Here is a 17,279-nt window from a genome sequence, read left to right as displayed (position 1 = left end):
CAGTGGAGTCGCCCGGTGGAACGGCACCCACGTTGCCGCGGCCAAGTCACCTGCCCAACCCGCACTTGTGGTTGTCATCGGCCACCCCTCACGCGAGCGGCGCTGCTTCACGTCCCGTGCCCTATCCGAGCCCGTGCCAGGGCTGCGCGCCGTCCCTGCATTCCATCGCCTGTGTCGGGGGGTACGAGGGATCTGGCCCGCGTCATCGGTCCTGGACAGGTCCAGGTGTCGTCGCGCCGCTGGTGGACGGCAGGGGGCCGCGACTGGTCAGGGATCCTGGTTACGCGTCATTGATGTCTGTGGGTGGGGTATTGAGATCGCAGTATGAGTAGAGCTCTGTGCGGCCTGGGTCGGCGTTCTGTGGAATGTCTTGCAGTGGGACGACCCAGGTGCCGCGTTCGCCTGGTGAGCAGGATGGGCTCGGCGGTGGCTGTTGTGGGCTGCCCGCCGCGTTGCCCTTGCCGTCAGGGGGGAGGAGGTCGCCGCCGACGATGTGGCCGTTGGCGGCGCGGAATATTACGGCGGTGCGGCGGCTGGACAGCGCTCGGCAGTTGGTTGATCGTTCCGTGTATCGGACCGCGTCGGCGGGTGGGGAGGCGTTGGCCCGGTTGATCGAGTCGTAGGTGTCTGTGGTTGGGGTGAATCCGCCGAGGGTGCCGTTGGGGAGCCAGGTGGTTGTTCGGAGGTCGACGTCGGCGGAGATCACCTTGTTCGTCGCGGTGACGGGGATCAGTGGACGGCCTACGCCTACTTGTTGACCCGGTAGGATCACGGGGATCTCGATGGTCGTCGTGGGGCTCTCGAAGGGGCCTGGCGGTAGGCCGTTGACGGAGACGACCACTTTGAGGGTCAGCCTGGTTCGATACGCGATGTGGTTGCTGGTGTTGCGCAGGATGGCCCCCATGCTCGCCAGGCCTGAGGATGAGATCCCTTTTTCGACGACCTCGATTCCACCGCCGCCCGGTGCGGTGGTCGCCAACGTCGGTTGCTCTTGGACCGAGTTAGGGATATCGCATGACGTCGACGCGCCGGTTGACAACGCTACCACCGTCACTCCGGCCGCGACGACCACCAGTGTGACGACGGTCAACAGCACCAGTTTGCTTTTTATCATCCGTAGTATCGCGTTTTCAGATCGTGCACCTTGGCCTGGAAATCCTGGATCAACTTAGTGGCCGCCTCGGAAACGCCCGCCGTGAACCGGTCTTCGGATATCTCGCGTATGGTGCCAGGTTTGATGTGAACCGAGAAATTCTCCATACCTATCGCGGTTATCGCAATACGGGCGTCACTCGACCCGCCGATCGCTTCGACCTTGGCGCGATCGGAGAAGAAGCGCGAGTCGTGCAGGTCGTCGACGTCGACAGTCAGGTTTGTCCCATCGATCGCCGCGCGGTACTGCCGCTGCCACCCGACCCACAGCAGACGGGCAGCGCCTGCCAGCGCCCTTTCCAACGTCGGTTCGCCGATGAACTCGTAGACACCTTCGTCGAACGACACCGTGATGGCTGTCCGCAAGCGCAACTCGGCTTCGATGTCCGCCCCGGGTGCCCGGACGCATACCCTGATGCCGTCCAGCCTCTCGGCCAAATCCGCCACGGTCTTCCTCCCGCCCTAGTCCGGCCTGCCCATACCGCTGCCTCCGGTGAGGTCGCGGTCGCTCATCCCGGCCAAGCTCGGGCGGGCGGCGACGATCTTGTCCTTGTTCGCCCGCACGGCCTCGGCCAGCGCCTGTGCCTTCTGTGCGATGTGCCCGCTCTCGACCTCCTGGATGTACCTGGTGAGCTCGTCGACGGCCTGCCGCATCGAGTTGACGATCGTATCGACCGAGTCTCCCGACGCCGTGAGACCCGCCACGCTCGCGCCACCCACGGACGCGGCGGCGCCGATCGCCGCCAGCGCCACGACACCCCCGGTCGCGGCCGCGACGAACACCCCGCCGATCGAGACGACCGCGGAGACCACCGAGAACCCGAAACTCCACTGGTTCTTGCCACAGCCGCCGGCGTTGTCGAGCGCGTTCTTGGCGTTCTCCGCGATCTTGTCGATGTCGTCGCGCGCCCTGACCCACAGCTCCCTGTGCGCTTGGAGGACGCCCTTGAGGGTGGACAGCACCGTGAACTGGTTCCCGGAGATCGTCTTGAACGGGTCGACGAAATTGGCCTTGAACGCCATCGCGGCCTCCCCGTTCCAGCCCAGGAGGTAGCCGCCGTCGGTCGTCATCTTGTCCAGGTGCGGGTTCGCCAGCGTCACGTCCTCGCTGAGGTCGGTGTTGCTGACCGACCCGGTGTTCAGCCTTGCCATGGCCGCGTTCACATCAGCGATCAGCGGATCGTATCCTGCCGGATCGGGCAACCTGAAGAACGGTTCGAACATCGGCTCGATGAACCCGTATCGCTGGTTGAACTGCTCACGCTCGGCGCTCCCCGGGAATCTTCTCCCCTTTTCCTGAGCGAGCTGCTGCATTGAATATTCAACCGCTTTGTCTTTGATCTCTCTGGCGTGTTCCATGAGTTGATCGAAGGTCATATCTTGCCGCTCAATTCCGGGTCGCTCTGCGCGCGGCGGTGCAGCTCATCGCGCGCCACCTCGTCGGTCTCCGCGTAGCGCGACGCCGCCCTGTCCAGCGCCGCGGCCGTGTCGTCCAGGTTGGTTTTCGTCTCCTTGAGGTAACCCGTGACGGTGTCGTGCAACTCGAGATACGCCTGGTAGACCGGTCCGAGGGTGCCGCCGCCGAACTGCTCAGGGCGTTGCAGGACCTGAGCCAGGTCGCTGCGGAGACGCTCACAGGAACCGATCGCGTCGGCGTAGTCTGCTGCGATGACCGGAAAATCCACCTTCGCGACTTTTTCCAGTTCGTACAGATCCACGCCGAACTCTTTGCCCTGGTGAACCACGTTCCTCCTCGTCGCCGGATCACTCACCTCGAAGGCGACAACGACGAGTGGACCCGGCCGCGATCTTGTCGGTGATGACTTGAGCGTAGCCGACATGGCACCACGAGGTACCGGAATTGCCGAAACTCCCACCGAACCCGGTGACTCGAAACACGCGAGTCGGATGGCGTTCGCAACAGCCGATGAGCAGGGTGACGAATTGCTCGGCGGCCTCGTAGCGGACAAGCCTGCCGCGAGCATCAGTCGGGAGAAGCGGTCGCCGAGTGATTGGTTGACCTCGGCACCGCCACCGAGCACGGTGCGCACGAGGTCGGCGTTGACCCGCCTGCGCAGTGCGCAGGGTTCCTCGGCGCGGTAGCAGTTGAGCCCTATGTCGGTGAGTGCAGCGGTCAAGTCCGCCACTCCGGGGTCCAGGTCGCTGACCACGGCCAGGCCCTTGTCCATGGCCACCAGCGCGACCTCCGCGACGGCCTCGCGGAACAGCGTCCTTGTCGCCGAAGTGCGCGTACCGAGTCGGCTTCGCCGTCCCCACCTCGGCCGCGATCTGCTCCACGCACGAACCCGTGTAGCCGTGCGCGGCGAAGACCCGGAAGGCGGCAGCGATGAGGTCACGGTGCTTGTCGATGCGGCCACGCGGGCGCCGAGCAGGCGGGTTCGCGGTGGTCATGGCGCCAGCCTGCCGATGAGGTCGACAAGCTGGGTGCGCTCGCCGTCGTCCTCTCCCACACGAGCGAAGGAGCCGGAGTCGGCTCCACACCGGTCGTTGTCGCGTTTCGCCTTGGGCGTCTGGTTGCTGCTCGCTTACAGCGCGCACGCGCTGCGCGCTGATCGACCTCGCGCTCTTCCGCTCCAGGTCGTTCGCCGCTGCGGTGAACGTGGGGTGACCGGGGCGGTGCAGTTCTTGAGCGTGTTTTTGGTTCTCCTGTTCTACCAACTGGTGCGCGACTTCGACATGCTGCTGGCGCCACTGGGCGTGGGGTGGTTCGCTGACAGGCTCAGCGACAAGGTCGACACCCGCGCTCTGGGATCCTCCGGGGGCGCAGCGATCGCCGCGGCGGCGCTGGTCCTGGCCCAGGTTGAGGCGGGCAGCGGCCTGGTCGCACTCGCCGTGTGCGTGCTGCTGACCGGTCTAGGCCTCGGCTTCGTCGGTGCGCCGACGATGGGGTCGCTCTACCGGGCCCTACCCGCGGAGTCGACTTCGCGGGGCACGTCCGCGCTCTCCATCGGACGGTGTCGCCCGGTACTTCCCCTTTGCCGCTATATACCCAACGCGCTGACGGACGCCCGCGACTCGACTTCCAGGCGCTCACGCCGAACCAAGCACGAGCCGCACACGTGACCAGCCGCATCTCGCTGGGTCAACTCGTGCCCGACAACTACGACGTCTCCGCCCCCGCCTCCGGCGGCTACCTCGTGGGCCACTGAGCCAGGAGGTCCCCGTCATCGCACTCCCCGGCTGAGCACAGCGACGCGATGACCGACTCGGGGGTGGGGTCATGCACGGTCCGGTCGGTGCGCTGCCCGCTGCGGACAGATTGTAGGTATGGTCCTGGTTCGCCGTATCCTTCGTGCCAGACATGTTGCGGGACAGGGCGCCCAGGCCCGACCCGTGTCCGGGTCGACGGCTACCTGGCAGGTCCCGATGGTTGACGCGATCGGCAGCGGTACTGTCCGACACGAGTCGGCGACCGCAAGAACCGGGCCGAGGCTGAACAAGTTGACCGCGGCGCCGAGGCTGGGGTGACCACCGCCGCAGGCGGTGAAGGTGAAGCAGACGGCCTTGTACGCAGCGGTCAGCGGCACGCCGCGACCGTCAGTCAACCAGCACCTCGGCATCGACGAGGGCTCGCCGAGCCGTTGACGGTGAACGCGGAGGCGGTCGGAGGTGATGGTGCGAGGCCGTCGACGGGCCGCACGGCTGGCGTCCGCACCCCTGCGGCGAGAGTGGAAGCCACCGTGACGTTGCCCGTACCAGCGATCCTTGTGGGTTTGGTGTCGGTGTCGAACTGGTAGGCGTAGTTGGCCATCGGCTGCGCGGGACGAGTCGTAGGACGACATCGGCGGGGAAGCCGGTGTCTGGACGGTCGGCAGGAACTTCCCACCGAGCGGTCGGAACGAGGTCGCCTGCGGAGTTGAACGCCCCTATGGCCGGTGCCCGCCTGCGGCTCCACGGCGTCCGCAGTGGGCACACTCCGTGGTGCGTCAGAGGTATCTGCGCGGCGTCAAGGGGGCGAAACCCTGGCGTCACACCGCGTTCAGCTTTCAGGCGTCGGTAAAACCGGTGGATCGACTGCGGCGGGGACGGCCCCCGGCGCACCTGGTGGGAGCCTGCTCGGCCATCTCGCCACGCCACCGATCACACCGGCCTCGGCCGCCCTCCGCACCCGGTTCGGCGACCGCGTCCACGTGGGCGGACTCCCGCGACCGCTGTCGCGGGAGGCTGTCCGCCGCTTCCCTCGGCCGTCTGAATCGACACCATGCGTGCAATCGTGTGAATTCCAGCGACGGCCACCGAGGATGTTCCTTCGAGGACCTCCGCGTGACCAGCAGATATGCCGGCGATTATGCGGTGAATTTTTCTGAGGAGACGCCCCAACAACTGTTGATATCACTGTGACGCAGGTCACTCGCCCATGTTGGCCTGCGGGCCGTCTTGTAGAGTTCCCTTTGTCGAACCATGGGGCTAACTGGGGAAGTCTTCACGGCTGGGGTTTCTAAAAATTGGCGTCGGCCAGGGTTTCACCCTGCCCTGAAACATTCGGCGTTTGAATTCTGTTGTTGATTGCAAGTCTTCTTGTCTACAATTTTGGAGGTAGTGCGAGATGAACTTCCGCAAGGCCATGGCGGTTGTCATCGCCATGGCGAGCATGATCGCGGCGTCCACGGTTGAGGCGCACGCGGTGACCGGTCCCAACGTGGGCGCGACCCAGCTGTCCGGGGCCAAGGTCCACGCGCTGGTGGACCCGGGGACGGCCAAGGGCATCCAGCGGATGACGACCGCGGAGGCCGTCGCGCCCGTCGAAAAGGCGGTTGACCTGGTCAATCGTGGCGTCGTCCAGCTTCACCTCGGTGCGGGCAAGACCGCCGTGACCACGCGGGCCCAGGCCTACGCGGCGGGCAACCTGACCTCGGTGCGCATCCCGGTCGAGGGCAGCGACATCATCGCGCCGTCGAACGTGCTGGTCTTCTTCGGGGCCGACGGCACGCTGCGGACCTACCTGGAATCGCAGTTCTCGCCGCTCACCGCGGATTCCGGAAAGGTCACCGTGTGGGCCGACGGGAAGCTGCGCGGCGTCAAGTACGCCTACAACGACGGGACCGTCTCCGACACCCCCAGTACTGGTTCCGGCGAGGTCATCGCGCAGAGCTGGTGGGGCCGGTTTTCGGACTGCCTGAACAGCATGGGCGTTGCTGGTTGGATTATTAACGCGATTGGTGCGGTTTGTGCGATCGCCTGCATCATTACCGCAGGCGCGGGCTGTGTCGCGTGCGCGCTGACCGTCGCGGCGGGTCTCTCTTGGGAGTTCACCTACTGTGCCGCGAAGGCCGACAACGGCTGATCGAACGCTACCGAAGGGAGCGAGTAAATGAAGTCGAAGATGTTCACCTCAATAGTGTCTGTGGCCATGGCGGTGGTCACCGCGGTGACGGTCTCCACCACCGCGAGCGCGGACACGGTGACCACCGCGTCCGGCGCGGACGAGTCCGTGTTCCTCACCAGATCGGCCCCGGCGAGCAGCCCGCTCGGTGTGGCGATCAACAAGGTGCAGGACAGCTACGCCCGGGTGACCCGGGAGTTCGACACCTCGACCGCGGAAGCGGCGCAGGGGTTGGCTCGTCGCGTCGAGTCCGAGGTGACCGCGGGGACCATCGGTCTGCACGTGCCCGCGGGCACGACCCTCGCCTACGGCGCGGCCAAGGGCTACCAGTCCGATCGCGCGTCGATCGTGATGATCCCGCTGTCGCACCCGAGTTTGGTCGCGCCGTCGGTGCTGTCGGTGTCGTTCAACGCCAACGGTGCGCGGCAGAACTACACCGAGACGCAGTTCCAGCCGCTCTCGGCCGACAGCGGCAACGTGTTCAGCTGGACCGACGGCGCGCTCAAGGTGAGCAAGACCGCCTACTCCGACGGCCGGGTCACCGAGGTCGGCGCCGCGCCCGGCAAGAGCGCGCTCAACAGCGTGGAGTCGTCCTGGTTCGACCGGTTCCTGGACTGCATGAGCCGCATGGGCGTGTCGAGCTGGATCATCGCGGGCATCGCCGTGATCTGCGGCGCGGTCTGCATCGCCACCGCGGGCCTCGCCTGCACGGCGTGCATCGTCGCCGCGTACGGCTCGCTCGGGGGCGTGGTCAGCTTCTGCGCCGCCGAAGCGGGATGACGGTGAGCACGGCTTGACGTGATCGGAGGTGCGGGTGGGCGCACAGCCCACCCGCACTGGCCTAGTCACGCGGATCCACCGGAGCGGAGTTCCCGGCCGGGAGTGGGGCCGGGTCGTCGAGCATGCGATGGAGGGCTTGGACATGATCGCGGAAGCGGCGCTCACCCAGCGGGGTCAGACGCAACCAGGTCCGCGGCCGTCTGCCGACCGTGCCTTTGCGGATCTCCAGGTAGCCGCTGTCCTCCAACGCCCGCGAGTGCTTGGACACCGCCGAGTCGCTCAGCCCGGTGGCCTCGCGGGCGACCGCGAACTCGACCCACCCCGGCCCCGCCGACAGCGCCGCGCACAGCGAGAGCCGCGGCAGCGCGTGGATCACCGGGTCCAATTCGGACATGGGTTACCGCCCCGCCAAGACGTCGCGGTGGATCGCGATGTTGACCCGCCAGGCCTGCGCCCCGCCCAGGGCCGCCGCCAGCGCGGCACAGGTGAGCGCCTGGTACGGCAAGCCGAGCGCCGCCAACCCCCACACGACCACCGGCCCACCGCCGAACACCGCGACCGTGGCGAGCGCCTGTTCCCGCAGCGCCGGATACGTCCGACCGCGCATTGCCGTCCGCAACCCCGACTGTCGCCGATAGGCGACCAGCACCGCGATCCAGACGACGACCCCGACCACCAGGTACGGGAAACGGGGCACCCCGAGCTGATCGGCCGAGCCGGACAGCACGGGCCCGACCAGCACCGCGGCCCAGGCCAGCACGAACAGCACCCGGAACCACCAGGGCAAACGCACTCGATCGGCCATCGCCTGGCGTTGCCGAAGCACCTCAGCCAGTGCGCGTTCCGCCTCGCTCATCTAGACCTCCCGGAAGGCGCGGAAACTACTTTCCACCTAGAAAGTACTTTCCGTGCCCGCCGCTCGCAACCCCGGCGGCGGCTACGGACCGCACCCCCGAGGCCGGATGACACCTACCGCGCGCGTCATCCGACTCAGAACGCGCCTGCCCGTCCGCCTCCCGAGCGGGGCCTGCCGACCTGCCCACCGCGGCCGAACGCAGATGAGGCGGCTTGCGCAGGCGAAGATCAGGTCGCGCGCACGGGCGCTGAGCCCGCCCAGCCGTTCGTCGTGGCGGTGGGATGCGTGGGCGAATTGTTCACCGTCGGCGGTGGGCGCTGAACTACTACGGTTCGACCGAGGTCGCCGCGGACGTGACCGCGCACCGCGTCAGCCCCGCTGCCGCGGCGAATACCGCCATCACCATCGGCGCGCCGCTGGCGGGGGTGGAACCGCACATCCTCGACGATGCCTGCGCCCGGTACAACCGGCGTGGGACGGCGAGATCTTCGTTCTCAGCGACACAGCTGTCGCACGCGGCTACCTAGGCGGGGAACCCGTGGGGCACGGGGGTCCTGACCAACGAGTTCGCGCCGCACAGCGGGCAACGCCCCGCCTTCCGCGCCGGAGACCTCGGGCGAGTTCCACTACAGCGGAAGAGCGGGCCACACCTACAAACTCCACGGGTGCGGGGCAATCTCTACCCCGCCGAACAGCACCTCCCAGGCACCACGATGGTTCCGCGCGAGGCGCGGGGCCACACCCGCCTGGTCGGTTCTACACCGGACCCCGGAGCAAGGAACCGGCCCGCCGCCCGGAGTCGGCCGCAGGTCTCGCGACGGCGCGGCGGAGCGCACCGTGCCCACGCTGTACGCGCGGTTGGACACGTTGCCACGGAGGACCGGAGTACCGCCCACCACCCTTTGAGTTGGACCAGGTCTTCCTGTTCAAGGCCGCCGCAGGCAGCGACGCCGACCCGAGCAGCGGCTGGCGGCCGTACCCGCCGCCCGGGCTCCAGGTACTGACCGTCGAAGGCGCGCACGACTACCGGTTCGACCCCTGGCGCATCGGCGGCGTCGTGGCCAGGCTGCTGGCGGAGACCGGGGACTACCACGTCATCGTCGCCGACAGCTCGGCCGCGGCCCTTCGGCGGCTCGACCGCGTGGACCGCGTCGACCTGCGGGTCGAGGCGCTGCCCGGCATTCCACCAACGCGCGGAGTTGGGATACGCCATACCGACACCATGATCGGCGCGGTCGTCCGCCGCTGGCATGCTTGTCCGGACACGGAGCGCGGTGGAGCAGGGTAACGGGCCGCGCGGCCTGGCGACTTCCCGGACATGGTGCGGGTGGTGGGCGGGTGGCGGGTGCGTGTCGCCGTCGTCGTGTTGGGTGTTTTGTCGGTGGCGGCGTGTGATGATCCGCAGGTGGTGGTGCCGCAGAGGGTTGTGGCGACGGTGTGTGATGTGGTTACCGGTGATCTGGTGGCGCGGTTGACCGGGAGTGCGGCTGGGGCTCCGGTGGATGGTGGGTGTACGTCCGATCCGGGTGCCGGTATCACCGCTCGGCAGTCTTGGACGGTGGACGGGGTGACTCTCACTGCGTATGCGACCGGTCGCGCGTTCGATGTGGACGTGCCGGATGACCGGCGGTGTTCGGCGGTGGTCGGTGCTCGTGAGCGGGCGTGCTTTGTCACCGATGACGCCGCGGTGGTGGGGTTGGACGGTTTCTCCCTGGTCACCAGTGTTGGTGATGGTGCACCGGAGTCGGACGAGGCGACCTCCGACGAGCCCGCGGCGGGGCCCTACCTTGTCGACTACGCCACGGCCGTCGCAGAGGCGCTGGTCACCGCGGCGCCCACGGCGACACCGAAGGCTCCGACGCCGAAGTCCGCGCCTACGCGATCGACGACTTCGGCGCCGAGTGTCCCCGCACGGAAGCCGTTGCATACGGCGAAGTGTGTTCTGTACCTGGGTAGTGGTGCCGAGTGTGGGAGCGTTGATCCCGTGGTGGAGGTTCGCTTCAACTCCAGCAGTCTGGACTCGTCCGCGTGCGGGTTCGCTGGCACCCTCGACTTCGGTGACGGCACCACGCAGGACTGGGAGATCACCGGTCGGCTTGGGCTTATTCCGATGGCTACGCACACCTACGAGAAGCCGGGCACCTACCGCCTCTCCACGACGGCACGCACGTCGCACGGGCCGTGTGGGGCGTATGGCGGGACGTACTCGTTCACCTACGAGAGTCCGCCGACGCCCGCGACCTGCGAGTACAAGTTCGATCCTGACCGGGGGCGGACGTACCTCTACACGATGCTCCCCCAGGGCGCGCTCAAGAATGGCGATGGCGCGGTCGAGACGTCCTTCAAGTACTCCTTGCTCGGGAACAACACGTACGTCGACGAGGCTGGTGTGCGGTGGACGCTGATGTCGGATTTCGCGTCCAAAGAGCACCAACCGCTGGGGTGGGGGTACTTGTCGGGTGCGGCGCCGTTCCGGAAGTTCGTGTCCGATGAAGACAGTCGTGGTGGGTCGTTCGAGGCGGTGCTGATGCCGGACGGCATCCAGCCAGACACCCCGTTCCGCGGCATCGACGGCCGGGCGCTCACGTACGCCAAGTCGAACTGGCTCGTGGTGGGCCGTGGGATGCCGACCTACAACATCACGCACCCTTCGGGGCCGGTCGGCAACTTCAACCACCTGGTGGACGACTGGTACCCCCACGTCTTCAAGACGCCCAGCGAGTTCGGCGACCGCAAGGACGACCGCTACGTCGCGCCCACGCACATGGTGGACCCGAAGCACTGGCTCGACTACCGGGAGAAGGTGGAGGGACTGCAGAAGGACTTCGCCGGCGGCTACCGGTATGACGCGGCGACGGGGTCGTTGGCCAAGGGCACGTCGACCAAGGACGTCCCGGACTACTTGCGGTGGGTGGCGGAGGACCTCCAGGGGTGCGCCAAGTAGACCTCGACGAGCCGGTGGCCGCCACACGGCCGCTGGTGGCGGCCACCGAGCCCGGGCTACTTCTGTTCGGCCGCCTGAGGTGTTGGGGTTGTATGTGGAGCCTTGGGGTGGTGAGGGTCGGTGAAGGTGGCCATGCCCGGTACCAGCAGGGTGAGCAGTGCGGCGGCGATGACCAGCAGTCCGCAGACGGTCAGGGTGGTCGTGCCGCCCACGTCGGCGATGATGGCGGGCAGGAGGGCCAGGCCGAGTGGGCTCATGCCGTAGGAGACGAGGAAGTCGAGGGCGGAGACCCGGGCTTGGAGGTGTTGGGGCACTTCGCGTTGGATGGCGGTGAACCAGGGGATGTTGAAGATCTCGATGCCCGCCCCGCCGACGGCGCAGCAGGCGATGATGATCCAGCTGTGGTGGGCGAAGGCCAGGGACAGCGGGACCAGGCCGTAGCTGCCCAGCATGATCATGGCGGGGATGCCGGGGCGGCGTGGGCGCCAGCGGCTCATCAGCACCGCCGCGCCGACGGCGCCGAGGGAGTAGGCACCCAGGGCGGCGCCGATGAGCCAGTCGCCGCCGAAGCGGTCGCGGGCGATGATGGGGAGCATCAGGTACTTGGCCGCCTCGCCCAGTGCCAGCCAGAAGATGAGGGCGGCCAGGCCTGCCAGGAACCAGCGGTGCCTGCGTGCCTCGCGGAGGCCGTGGCCGAAGTCGGCGAGGGCGTTGCGGGAGGTTTCGTTGGTTTCGGGGGGTTTGCGGTCGCCTCGGGCCAGGGGCGCGACCAGCGCGGTGGAGACGAGCCAGAGCGCGGCGGCGATGAGGAGGCTGGTCGTCCTGCCGAGGCCGCTGTGCAGCGCGACGGCGGCGGTGGGGCCCGCGACCAGGCAGACGCGCAGGCTCAGGGTCGTGGCGGCGTTGGCTTCGTGGCGGTGTTCCTCCGCGACGAGTTCTCCGACGAGTGCCTGGTAGGCGCTGCGGAACACGCCTTCGCCCGCGCCCGCGAGGAACACCGCGGCGCACAGGGCGATCGTGGGTAGGTCGAGCAGGAGCGCGACCGCGGCGGCGCCCGCCGCGCGGAGCAGGCTGGAGCAGGCCAGTGCCTTGGCGCGGGGGTAGCGGTCGGCGATGACCCCGGCGGGCAGGGCGCCGATGAGGAAGCCCAGGGTCCGGGCGCCCAAGACCAGTCCCAGCGCGGTGAAACCGTTGTGTCTGTCCAAAATGGCCAGGATGAGCGCGGTGGGCAGCAAGCCGGTCGCGACGGCCGACGCGGTGTAGCTGAGCCACAGGCGGCCGAACGCCTTCTGGCGCAGTACGGTGATCACCGGCCCACCTCGGCGTTGGCACGCGGCTGCCGCGCGGTCGGTGAGTCGAGTTGTTCGGCCAGTTGGGGTAGGTAGTTCCCGCAGTCCGCGGCCGGGTCGGTCGAGTACGGGGTGAGCCTGCCCGCGCGGGCGCGCAACCCGGCGGCCGTGCACTCGGTGGTGAGGGTGTTGGCGCGCAGCCACTCGTCGTCGAACGCGGTGTTCAGGTACCGCTCGCCCCGGTCGGAGGCGAGGACGGCGACGCGGCGTCCGGCGGGTGTGCGCATGGCGGCGGCCAGGGCGACGGTCAGGGCGGCGCCGGTCGAGACCCCGGCGAGGATGCCCTCCGTGCGGGCGAGGGTGCGGCAGGCGCGGTAGGCGTCCTCGTCGGTGACCTTGTAGACCTCGTCCACCAGGGAGAGGTCGTCGAGGTTCACCGGTGTCCAGCTCAGACCCACGCCCGGCGTCAGGTAGGCGTGCGGGCGTCCGCCGAACACCGTCGACCCGTCGACGTCGACGCCGATCACCCGCACGTGCGGTGCGCGTTGCTTCACCGAGCGCGCGATGCCGCCGAGGTGGCCGCCGGTGCTGACGGTGCAGACCACCGCGGCCAGCTCCGGGCCCGCCTGGTCGAGCAGTTCGGCCGCCGTGCTGCGCAGGTGCGCCTCGCTGTTGAGCGGGTTGAAGCACTGGTCGGGTCGGAAGGATCCCGCGATCTGCCGGTGCAGCTGGTTGGCCAGGAAGATGCGGGTCTTGTGGTAGGAACCCGAGTCGTCCTGCTCGTCCACGACGATGATCTCCGCGCCGAACGCCCGCAGCAGCGCCCGGTTGGTGGCGGTGAGCTTCGGGTCCACCACGGCGATCACCCGGTAGCCGCGGGACGCGCCGAACATGGCCAGCGCGATCCCGAAGTTCCCGGAGGACGACTCGATGATCGTGCCCCCCGGACGCAGGGCACCGGTGCGCTCGGCGTGGCGGATGATGTGCGAGGCGGGGCGGTCCTTCAGGCTTCCTCCCGGGTTCGCGCCCTCCAGCTTCACGACGAGCTCGGCCTCGTGGGCCGCGGTGAGGTTGCGGAGGCGGACGACAGGGGTGTCGCCGACCGCGTCGAACAGTTCGGGCAGGGTGGTCGAGCGTGCCAAACGCATGGGTTCTCCAGTGACCGTCGCGGCATCACATGACAGGGCACCCGGCGGCGCCGGGCGGTGTCCCCGTCAGGTCCGCGCGACGCAGACCCTGGTCAGCAGGGCTCTCCCCCACGGTGGCGGTCGGGCGAGGTCGTCGGCCGAGCGGCGCCGGTTCGCGGTGGGGCGGGTCGAGGTGTCCGCGAGGGGCAGGCCGCCCGCGAGGACGGCGAGGGGGTGGGTCGATTCGGCGTTCAGGGCGTCCGGGTCGTGGACGAGGTTCCCGCAGCCGTCCTCACCGGTGCCGGGGTCCTGCTGACCGGACAGGACTTCCGTCGCCACCATGTGTCCCGCGCCGAACGGGGTCGGGTGGGGGTGGCCGACGCACAGCGCCGCGTACAACGCGAGCATGCCGACAATCATCAAGAAAGCCGCGCGGGTGCCGGGGGTGAATCCGCGGCGCGGCTGGTAAGTGTGATGATCGGCCATGGTGGCATCAGGGTACGAACGGCCGAGGCCGCCGCGCTACCCCGCGGATTGGCGGTGCCCCGAACGTGTGAGGCAAAAGCGCACGCAGAAGTGGCTCGCCTGCCATAAAGGGGAAATTAACACCCCGCCAAGGCGGTTCTTCCCAGTTTTCAGAACCGCCCACATGTCGGCGGCAATGCTCTGCGAACACCCAGATCGAGGGATCAGGCGGCACGGCGGAGATCGCCGACTCCGGGCAACGGGGAAGCCCCGATCACCGGCGATGCGCGTGCGCCCACCGGCCATGTCGACATCCCCCCGAATTCGTGATTTCCATGAACAACTACCGAAAGGGAAAGCAGTTCTCCCATCCTTGCGAATGGTGTTGTTGAGTGAGGCGGCGTCGGAGACGAGGTCGAGTCGCCGATCATCGACGGCAGACTCCTCACAGTCCTCGAACGACGGTGCCCCCGAGTCAGGGGCGGACCACCGCGAGCGGGCAGGGGCACAGGTGCAGCAGGGCGGTGCTGGTCGAGCCGGTGCCGGGCCCGGTGAGCGCGTGCCGCCGCCGGTTGCCGACGACCAGCAGGCTCGCGCTGTCGGCATGGGTCAGCAGCGCGCGAACGGGGCGGTCGCGGGTCACCACGGGACGTACGGGCACATCGGGGTAGTCGACCCGGTACGCGGCCAGCCGCGCGTCGAGCAGGGCCGCCTCCGATTCGGTGACCTCGCCCCAGTCGACGCCCAGCGGCACGGCCGTCCACAGGCCCGGGTAGGCGACGTCGCTCCAGGTGTGCACGGCCACCAGCGGCAGCGCGCGGCGCGCCGCCTGGGCGAAGGCGAAGGCGAGCGCGGCGTCGCTCGCCGGTGAGCCTTCGACGCCCACGACAACGGGTCCATCCGCGTTCGGTTCGATGCCTTCGCGGATGACGACCACCGGACAGGACGCGTGGTGCGCGACCGCGGTCGACACCGAGCCGACGGTCAACGCGCGGAATCCGCCGAGCCCGCGGCTTCCCACGACCACCAGCGCGGCCCTCTCGGCAGCCTCCAGCACCACGGCGGCGGCTTGGCCGACCCGCAGGTCTTGGCGCACGGGCAGGCCCGGGGCGGCGTGGCGGGCCACCGCGCGGGCCTCGCGCAGCCAGACACGACCGTGGTCGGTGAGCGCGTCGATGTAGTCGGCTTGGGAGGCGAGCGTGGTGGGGTGGCGGACGGCCGGTGGAACGCAGGCGTGCACGAGGCTCAGGGTCGTACCCCGGCGCCGGGCCTCGTCCGCTGCCCACTTGGTCGCGGTGAGGGACGTGTCGGAGCCGTCGATGCCGACGACGACCTGGTCGTGTGATGCGGTCATCGGGGACCTCCGGTCCGCTCGGACGTGACGCGGATCAGGTCGTCGGTCGCGTTCACGCTCGCTTCTCCTCTGCCAGGCCGGTGGCGATCTCGTCCAGCGGCCGGCGGGGTGTGGTGACGCCCGCGTGGCCGTAGCCGATGCGCAGCACGAGGTGCGCGGGGGCGCCGACCACCTCGCCCAGCGCGCGGCGGGTGGTGGGTACCTCGATCGGTTGGGACAGCGGGGATACGGCCAGTCCCTCGACGCAGGCGGTCAGCAGAACCCGCTGCAACGCTTGGCCCGCCGCGATCTGGTCGCCGTCGCTGTCGCCGACGGTGGTCAGGACGGCCAGCAGCGGCAGGCGCTCGAAGGGCACCGGTGTGGCCGGGGAATCTAAGTCCCGCAACACGACCAGGGTGTCCGGCGACGGGGGTCGGCCCGCGGCGGTGGCGGGTACGCCGTCGCCGTGACCGGTGCCGCCGACCCAGCGGCGGGCTTCGGTCAGGTGAGCCGGGTTCTGGCTCAGCAGGTTGTCGGCGCGGCGGATGAGGTCCGCGACGGCGCCCAGGTCGGTGGGGCGTTCCAGCAGGTGGAGCCGGGCGCCCTCGGCCGCGGCGGCGCGGACGAGGGCCGTGCGCGCGGGTGGCGGCACGGGGCGGTCCAGGAACGGCCTGCGGTTGGTGTGCCTGCGCCACACGGCGGTGGCGAGCGCGCGTTCGTGCGGGGTGGCGCGGTGCTTGCCGTCCAGGCGGACGGTGGCGATGAGGTCGTGGTCGGCCGGGTCGGGCAGCAACGCCGCGTCACCGCGGTGCCCGGACACCGCCAACGACAGGCGCAGGGTGTAGAGGGCGGCACCGCAGCCGATCCGCGCCTGGTGCGCGTCCGGGTCGGTGACCGCGAGGACCCGCGACCGGTCGAGCGCGAGGTCAACCCGGTGCTGGTCGGCGGATCCGGCGGGGTGGGCGGTGAAGTGCCAGGGTTGGGCGTTGAACGACGACGGCGCGCGCGCCGCGGCCGCGATAGCGGCGCGTACCACCGCGCCCGTCGATGTCGCTGTGCTGTCAGCGGGCATGTCGGCTCCTTTCCATACCAACCCAGGTTGCCCGGCGGGCGGACCGCCCGGCACCGACGGCGGACCCGACCGACCGGGACGTTGGTCCCCTTGCTCGTCTGTGGACAGTGCGGAGTGGCACGGGGTGGCAGGGACTTTCGTCGGTGTCCCGCCGGTCGTCGGGTGGGTGGGGCTGGAACCGACACCGAGTGCGGGGAAGCGGAGGAGTGATGGCCGGGGTCGACGCGCGGGTGTCGATCTGCGCCACCGCGCCCGCGCTGCCCTGGCCGGCCGCCGGGTTCTTCACCGCAGGTGCCGTTCTATTCGCGGACGGGGTCGCCTTGGTGGTCGGCGCGCCGAGCCATTGAATCCACTCAGGACAGAGCAGGGTAGATGTCGAGGAGGGAAACCGTGTCCGGAAATAGGTCCGGCAGCGGGCGGCGTTTCGTGGTCGGCTATGGCGGCTCCGCCGCCGCGCCGCGGTGGGCACCTGCCACGCCAAGGGTGCGGCGGTGACCGTGCTCGAGGTCGTCGCACCGGAGACCGCTCCCATGTCACCGCACCTGCCGGGACTCGGCGACGACGGACGGGTGCCGCTGTCGGTCGAACGCGTCGAGGGCCGCACCGGCCGGGCGCTGGCCGAGGCCGCTCGGGGCGCGGATCTGCCGGCGATCGGGGCGCACCACTCCCCCGCGCACATCGCCTCGGGAGTCGCCGCGGACTGCCTGCGGGACGCCGGGTGCCTGGTGGTGATCGTGCCCGTGGGGTGAGCCGGGCTTCGGTCCCTGCGACCGGGGTCCTTTGGTCTCTGTCCCCGGGCAGGGCCATTGGGCACGGTGGAGGCGTACCACCGAGGAGAGGAGGACCGGTCATGCCGCGGACCGATCACGACACCGTGCGGGACGCGATCGCCCTCGCCTGCCGCGCGCCGTCGGTGC

At 69.1% G+C, this 17,279-nt stretch carries 18 protein-coding genes and 1 pseudogene; 7 read left to right on the top strand and 12 right to left on the bottom strand.

The annotated features are described in order from the left end of the window. Positions 1 to 280 precede the first annotated feature (280 nt). The 5 genes and pseudogenes from CLV40_RS37270 to CLV40_RS39515 all read right to left on the bottom strand — a co-directional run. A complete protein-coding gene (locus CLV40_RS37270; RefSeq protein ID WP_146108061.1) occupies positions 281 to 1,096 on the bottom strand; it encodes a hypothetical protein in 816 nt (271 codons plus the stop codon). Positions 1,097 to 1,110: 14 nt separating this feature from the next. Next, complete coding sequence (locus CLV40_RS16375; protein WP_104479797.1) at positions 1,111 to 1,599, bottom strand: hypothetical protein; 489 nt, start codon at positions 1,597 to 1,599, stop codon at positions 1,111 to 1,113. Between the two features lie 15 nt (positions 1,600 to 1,614). Further along, a complete protein-coding gene (locus tag CLV40_RS16370; protein WP_146108060.1) occupies positions 1,615 to 2,511 on the bottom strand; it encodes a hypothetical protein in 897 nt (298 codons plus the stop codon). Between the two features lie 14 nt (positions 2,512 to 2,525). Beyond that, positions 2,526 to 3,347, bottom strand: a complete 822-nt coding sequence (locus tag CLV40_RS39520; RefSeq protein ID WP_245931347.1) for a WXG100 family type VII secretion target — start codon at positions 3,345 to 3,347, stop codon at positions 2,526 to 2,528. Positions 3,348 to 3,390: 43 nt separating this feature from the next. Next, positions 3,391 to 3,564 (bottom strand): annotated as a pseudogene (locus CLV40_RS39515) (helix-turn-helix domain-containing protein); the annotation flags it as partial. A 213-nt stretch (positions 3,565 to 3,777) separates the two neighbouring features. Here CLV40_RS39515 and CLV40_RS16360 point away from each other — a divergent pair. From CLV40_RS16360 to CLV40_RS16350, 3 genes are all read left to right on the top strand, one after another. Next, entirely contained in the window at positions 3,778 to 4,236 is a 459-nt protein-coding gene (locus CLV40_RS16360; RefSeq protein WP_104479795.1) for an MFS transporter, read from the top strand. 1,483 nt (positions 4,237 to 5,719) lie between these two features. Continuing rightward, entirely contained in the window at positions 5,720 to 6,457 is a 738-nt protein-coding gene (locus CLV40_RS16355) for a hypothetical protein (RefSeq protein WP_104479794.1), read from the top strand. Positions 6,458 to 6,523: 66 nt separating this feature from the next. Continuing rightward, positions 6,524 to 7,276, top strand: coding sequence for a hypothetical protein (locus CLV40_RS16350; RefSeq protein ID WP_104479793.1), 753 nt, complete (start codon positions 6,524 to 6,526; stop codon positions 7,274 to 7,276). 61 nt (positions 7,277 to 7,337) lie between these two features. Here the strand turns inward: CLV40_RS16350 and CLV40_RS16345 are convergent, their stop codons facing one another. Together CLV40_RS16345 and CLV40_RS16340 are read right to left on the bottom strand one after the other, a co-directional pair. Beyond that, complete coding sequence (locus CLV40_RS16345; RefSeq protein WP_104479792.1) at positions 7,338 to 7,670, bottom strand: winged helix-turn-helix domain-containing protein; 333 nt, start codon at positions 7,668 to 7,670, stop codon at positions 7,338 to 7,340. Between the two features lie 3 nt (positions 7,671 to 7,673). Continuing rightward, positions 7,674 to 8,132 carry a hypothetical protein gene (locus tag CLV40_RS16340; RefSeq protein WP_146108059.1) on the bottom strand — a complete coding sequence of 153 codons (459 nt, stop codon included), beginning with the start codon at positions 8,130 to 8,132 and terminating at the stop codon, positions 7,674 to 7,676. A 907-nt stretch (positions 8,133 to 9,039) separates the two neighbouring features. Between CLV40_RS16340 and CLV40_RS16335 the strand changes: the two genes are divergently transcribed. Next, on the top strand, positions 9,040 to 9,420 hold the full coding sequence (locus tag CLV40_RS16335) for a hypothetical protein (protein WP_104479790.1): 381 nt from the start codon (positions 9,040 to 9,042) through the stop codon (positions 9,418 to 9,420). Between the two features lie 57 nt (positions 9,421 to 9,477). After that, on the top strand, positions 9,478 to 11,076 hold the full coding sequence (locus CLV40_RS16330; protein WP_146108058.1) for a hypothetical protein: 1,599 nt from the start codon (positions 9,478 to 9,480) through the stop codon (positions 11,074 to 11,076). Positions 11,077 to 11,132: 56 nt separating this feature from the next. Here the strand turns inward: CLV40_RS16330 and CLV40_RS16325 are convergent, their stop codons facing one another. From CLV40_RS16325 to CLV40_RS16305, 5 genes are all read right to left on the bottom strand, one after another. Next, positions 11,133 to 12,386 (bottom strand): MFS transporter, encoded by a 1,254-nt coding sequence (locus CLV40_RS16325; RefSeq protein ID WP_181043545.1) that lies wholly within the window; start codon positions 12,384 to 12,386, stop codon positions 11,133 to 11,135. Further along, positions 12,383 to 13,513, bottom strand: a complete 1,131-nt coding sequence (locus CLV40_RS16320; protein ID WP_181043544.1) for a PLP-dependent cysteine synthase family protein — start codon at positions 13,511 to 13,513, stop codon at positions 12,383 to 12,385. The genes CLV40_RS16325 and CLV40_RS16320 overlap by 4 nt, the downstream gene beginning before the upstream one ends. Before the next feature lie 66 nt (positions 13,514 to 13,579). Beyond that, complete coding sequence (locus tag CLV40_RS16315; protein ID WP_104479787.1) at positions 13,580 to 13,900, bottom strand: hypothetical protein; 321 nt, start codon at positions 13,898 to 13,900, stop codon at positions 13,580 to 13,582. A 532-nt stretch (positions 13,901 to 14,432) separates the two neighbouring features. After that, on the bottom strand, positions 14,433 to 15,311 hold the full coding sequence (locus tag CLV40_RS16310; RefSeq protein WP_104479786.1) for a universal stress protein: 879 nt from the start codon (positions 15,309 to 15,311) through the stop codon (positions 14,433 to 14,435). Between the two features lie 52 nt (positions 15,312 to 15,363). Then, the gene (locus CLV40_RS16305) at positions 15,364 to 16,362 is read right to left on the bottom strand and encodes an Acg family FMN-binding oxidoreductase (protein WP_146108057.1); all 999 of its coding nucleotides are present in this window, start codon (positions 16,360 to 16,362) and stop codon (positions 15,364 to 15,366) included. 209 nt (positions 16,363 to 16,571) lie between these two features. Between CLV40_RS16305 and CLV40_RS38050 the strand changes: the two genes are divergently transcribed. Continuing rightward, positions 16,572 to 16,709, top strand: a complete 138-nt coding sequence (locus CLV40_RS38050; RefSeq protein ID WP_181043543.1) for a hypothetical protein — start codon at positions 16,572 to 16,574, stop codon at positions 16,707 to 16,709. A gap of 144 nt (positions 16,710 to 16,853) precedes the next feature. Then, positions 16,854 to 17,111, top strand: coding sequence for a hypothetical protein (locus tag CLV40_RS16300; protein WP_146108056.1), 258 nt, complete (start codon positions 16,854 to 16,856; stop codon positions 17,109 to 17,111). The last annotated feature ends 168 nt before the right edge of the window (positions 17,112 to 17,279 follow it).

It is taken from the genome of Actinokineospora auranticolor (genome assembly GCF_002934265.1).
In the GTDB taxonomy this organism is placed as follows: Bacteria; Actinomycetota; Actinomycetes; order Mycobacteriales; family Pseudonocardiaceae; genus Actinokineospora; species Actinokineospora auranticolor.
Note: the sequence above shows the minus strand (reverse complement) of the source record. Positions and strands in the feature narration are given on the sequence as shown.

Coding starts and splice junctions, on each gene's coding strand:
- CLV40_RS16370 (WP_146108060.1), bottom strand. CDS start 2,511: ATGGAACACGCCAGAGAGATCAAAGACAAAGCGGTTGAATATTCAATG.
- CLV40_RS16355 (WP_104479794.1), top strand. CDS start 5,720: ATGAACTTCCGCAAGGCCATGGCGGTTGTCATCGCCATGGCGAGCATG.
- CLV40_RS16350 (WP_104479793.1), top strand. CDS start 6,524: ATGGCGGTGGTCACCGCGGTGACGGTCTCCACCACCGCGAGCGCGGAC.
- CLV40_RS16345 (WP_104479792.1), bottom strand. CDS start 7,670: ATGTCCGAATTGGACCCGGTGATCCACGCGCTGCCGCGGCTCTCGCTG.
- CLV40_RS16340 (WP_146108059.1), bottom strand. CDS start 8,132: ATGAGCGAGGCGGAACGCGCACTGGCTGAGGTGCTTCGGCAACGCCAG.
- CLV40_RS16320 (WP_181043544.1), bottom strand. CDS start 13,513: ATGCGTTTGGCACGCTCGACCACCCTGCCCGAACTGTTCGACGCGGTC.
- CLV40_RS16315 (WP_104479787.1), bottom strand. CDS start 13,900: ATGCTCGCGTTGTACGCGGCGCTGTGCGTCGGCCACCCCCACCCGACC.
- CLV40_RS16310 (WP_104479786.1), bottom strand. CDS start 15,311: ATGACCGCATCACACGACCAGGTCGTCGTCGGCATCGACGGCTCCGAC.
- CLV40_RS16305 (WP_146108057.1), bottom strand. CDS start 16,362: ATGCCCGCTGACAGCACAGCGACATCGACGGGCGCGGTGGTACGCGCC.
- CLV40_RS38050 (WP_181043543.1), top strand. CDS start 16,572: ATGGCCGGGGTCGACGCGCGGGTGTCGATCTGCGCCACCGCGCCCGCG.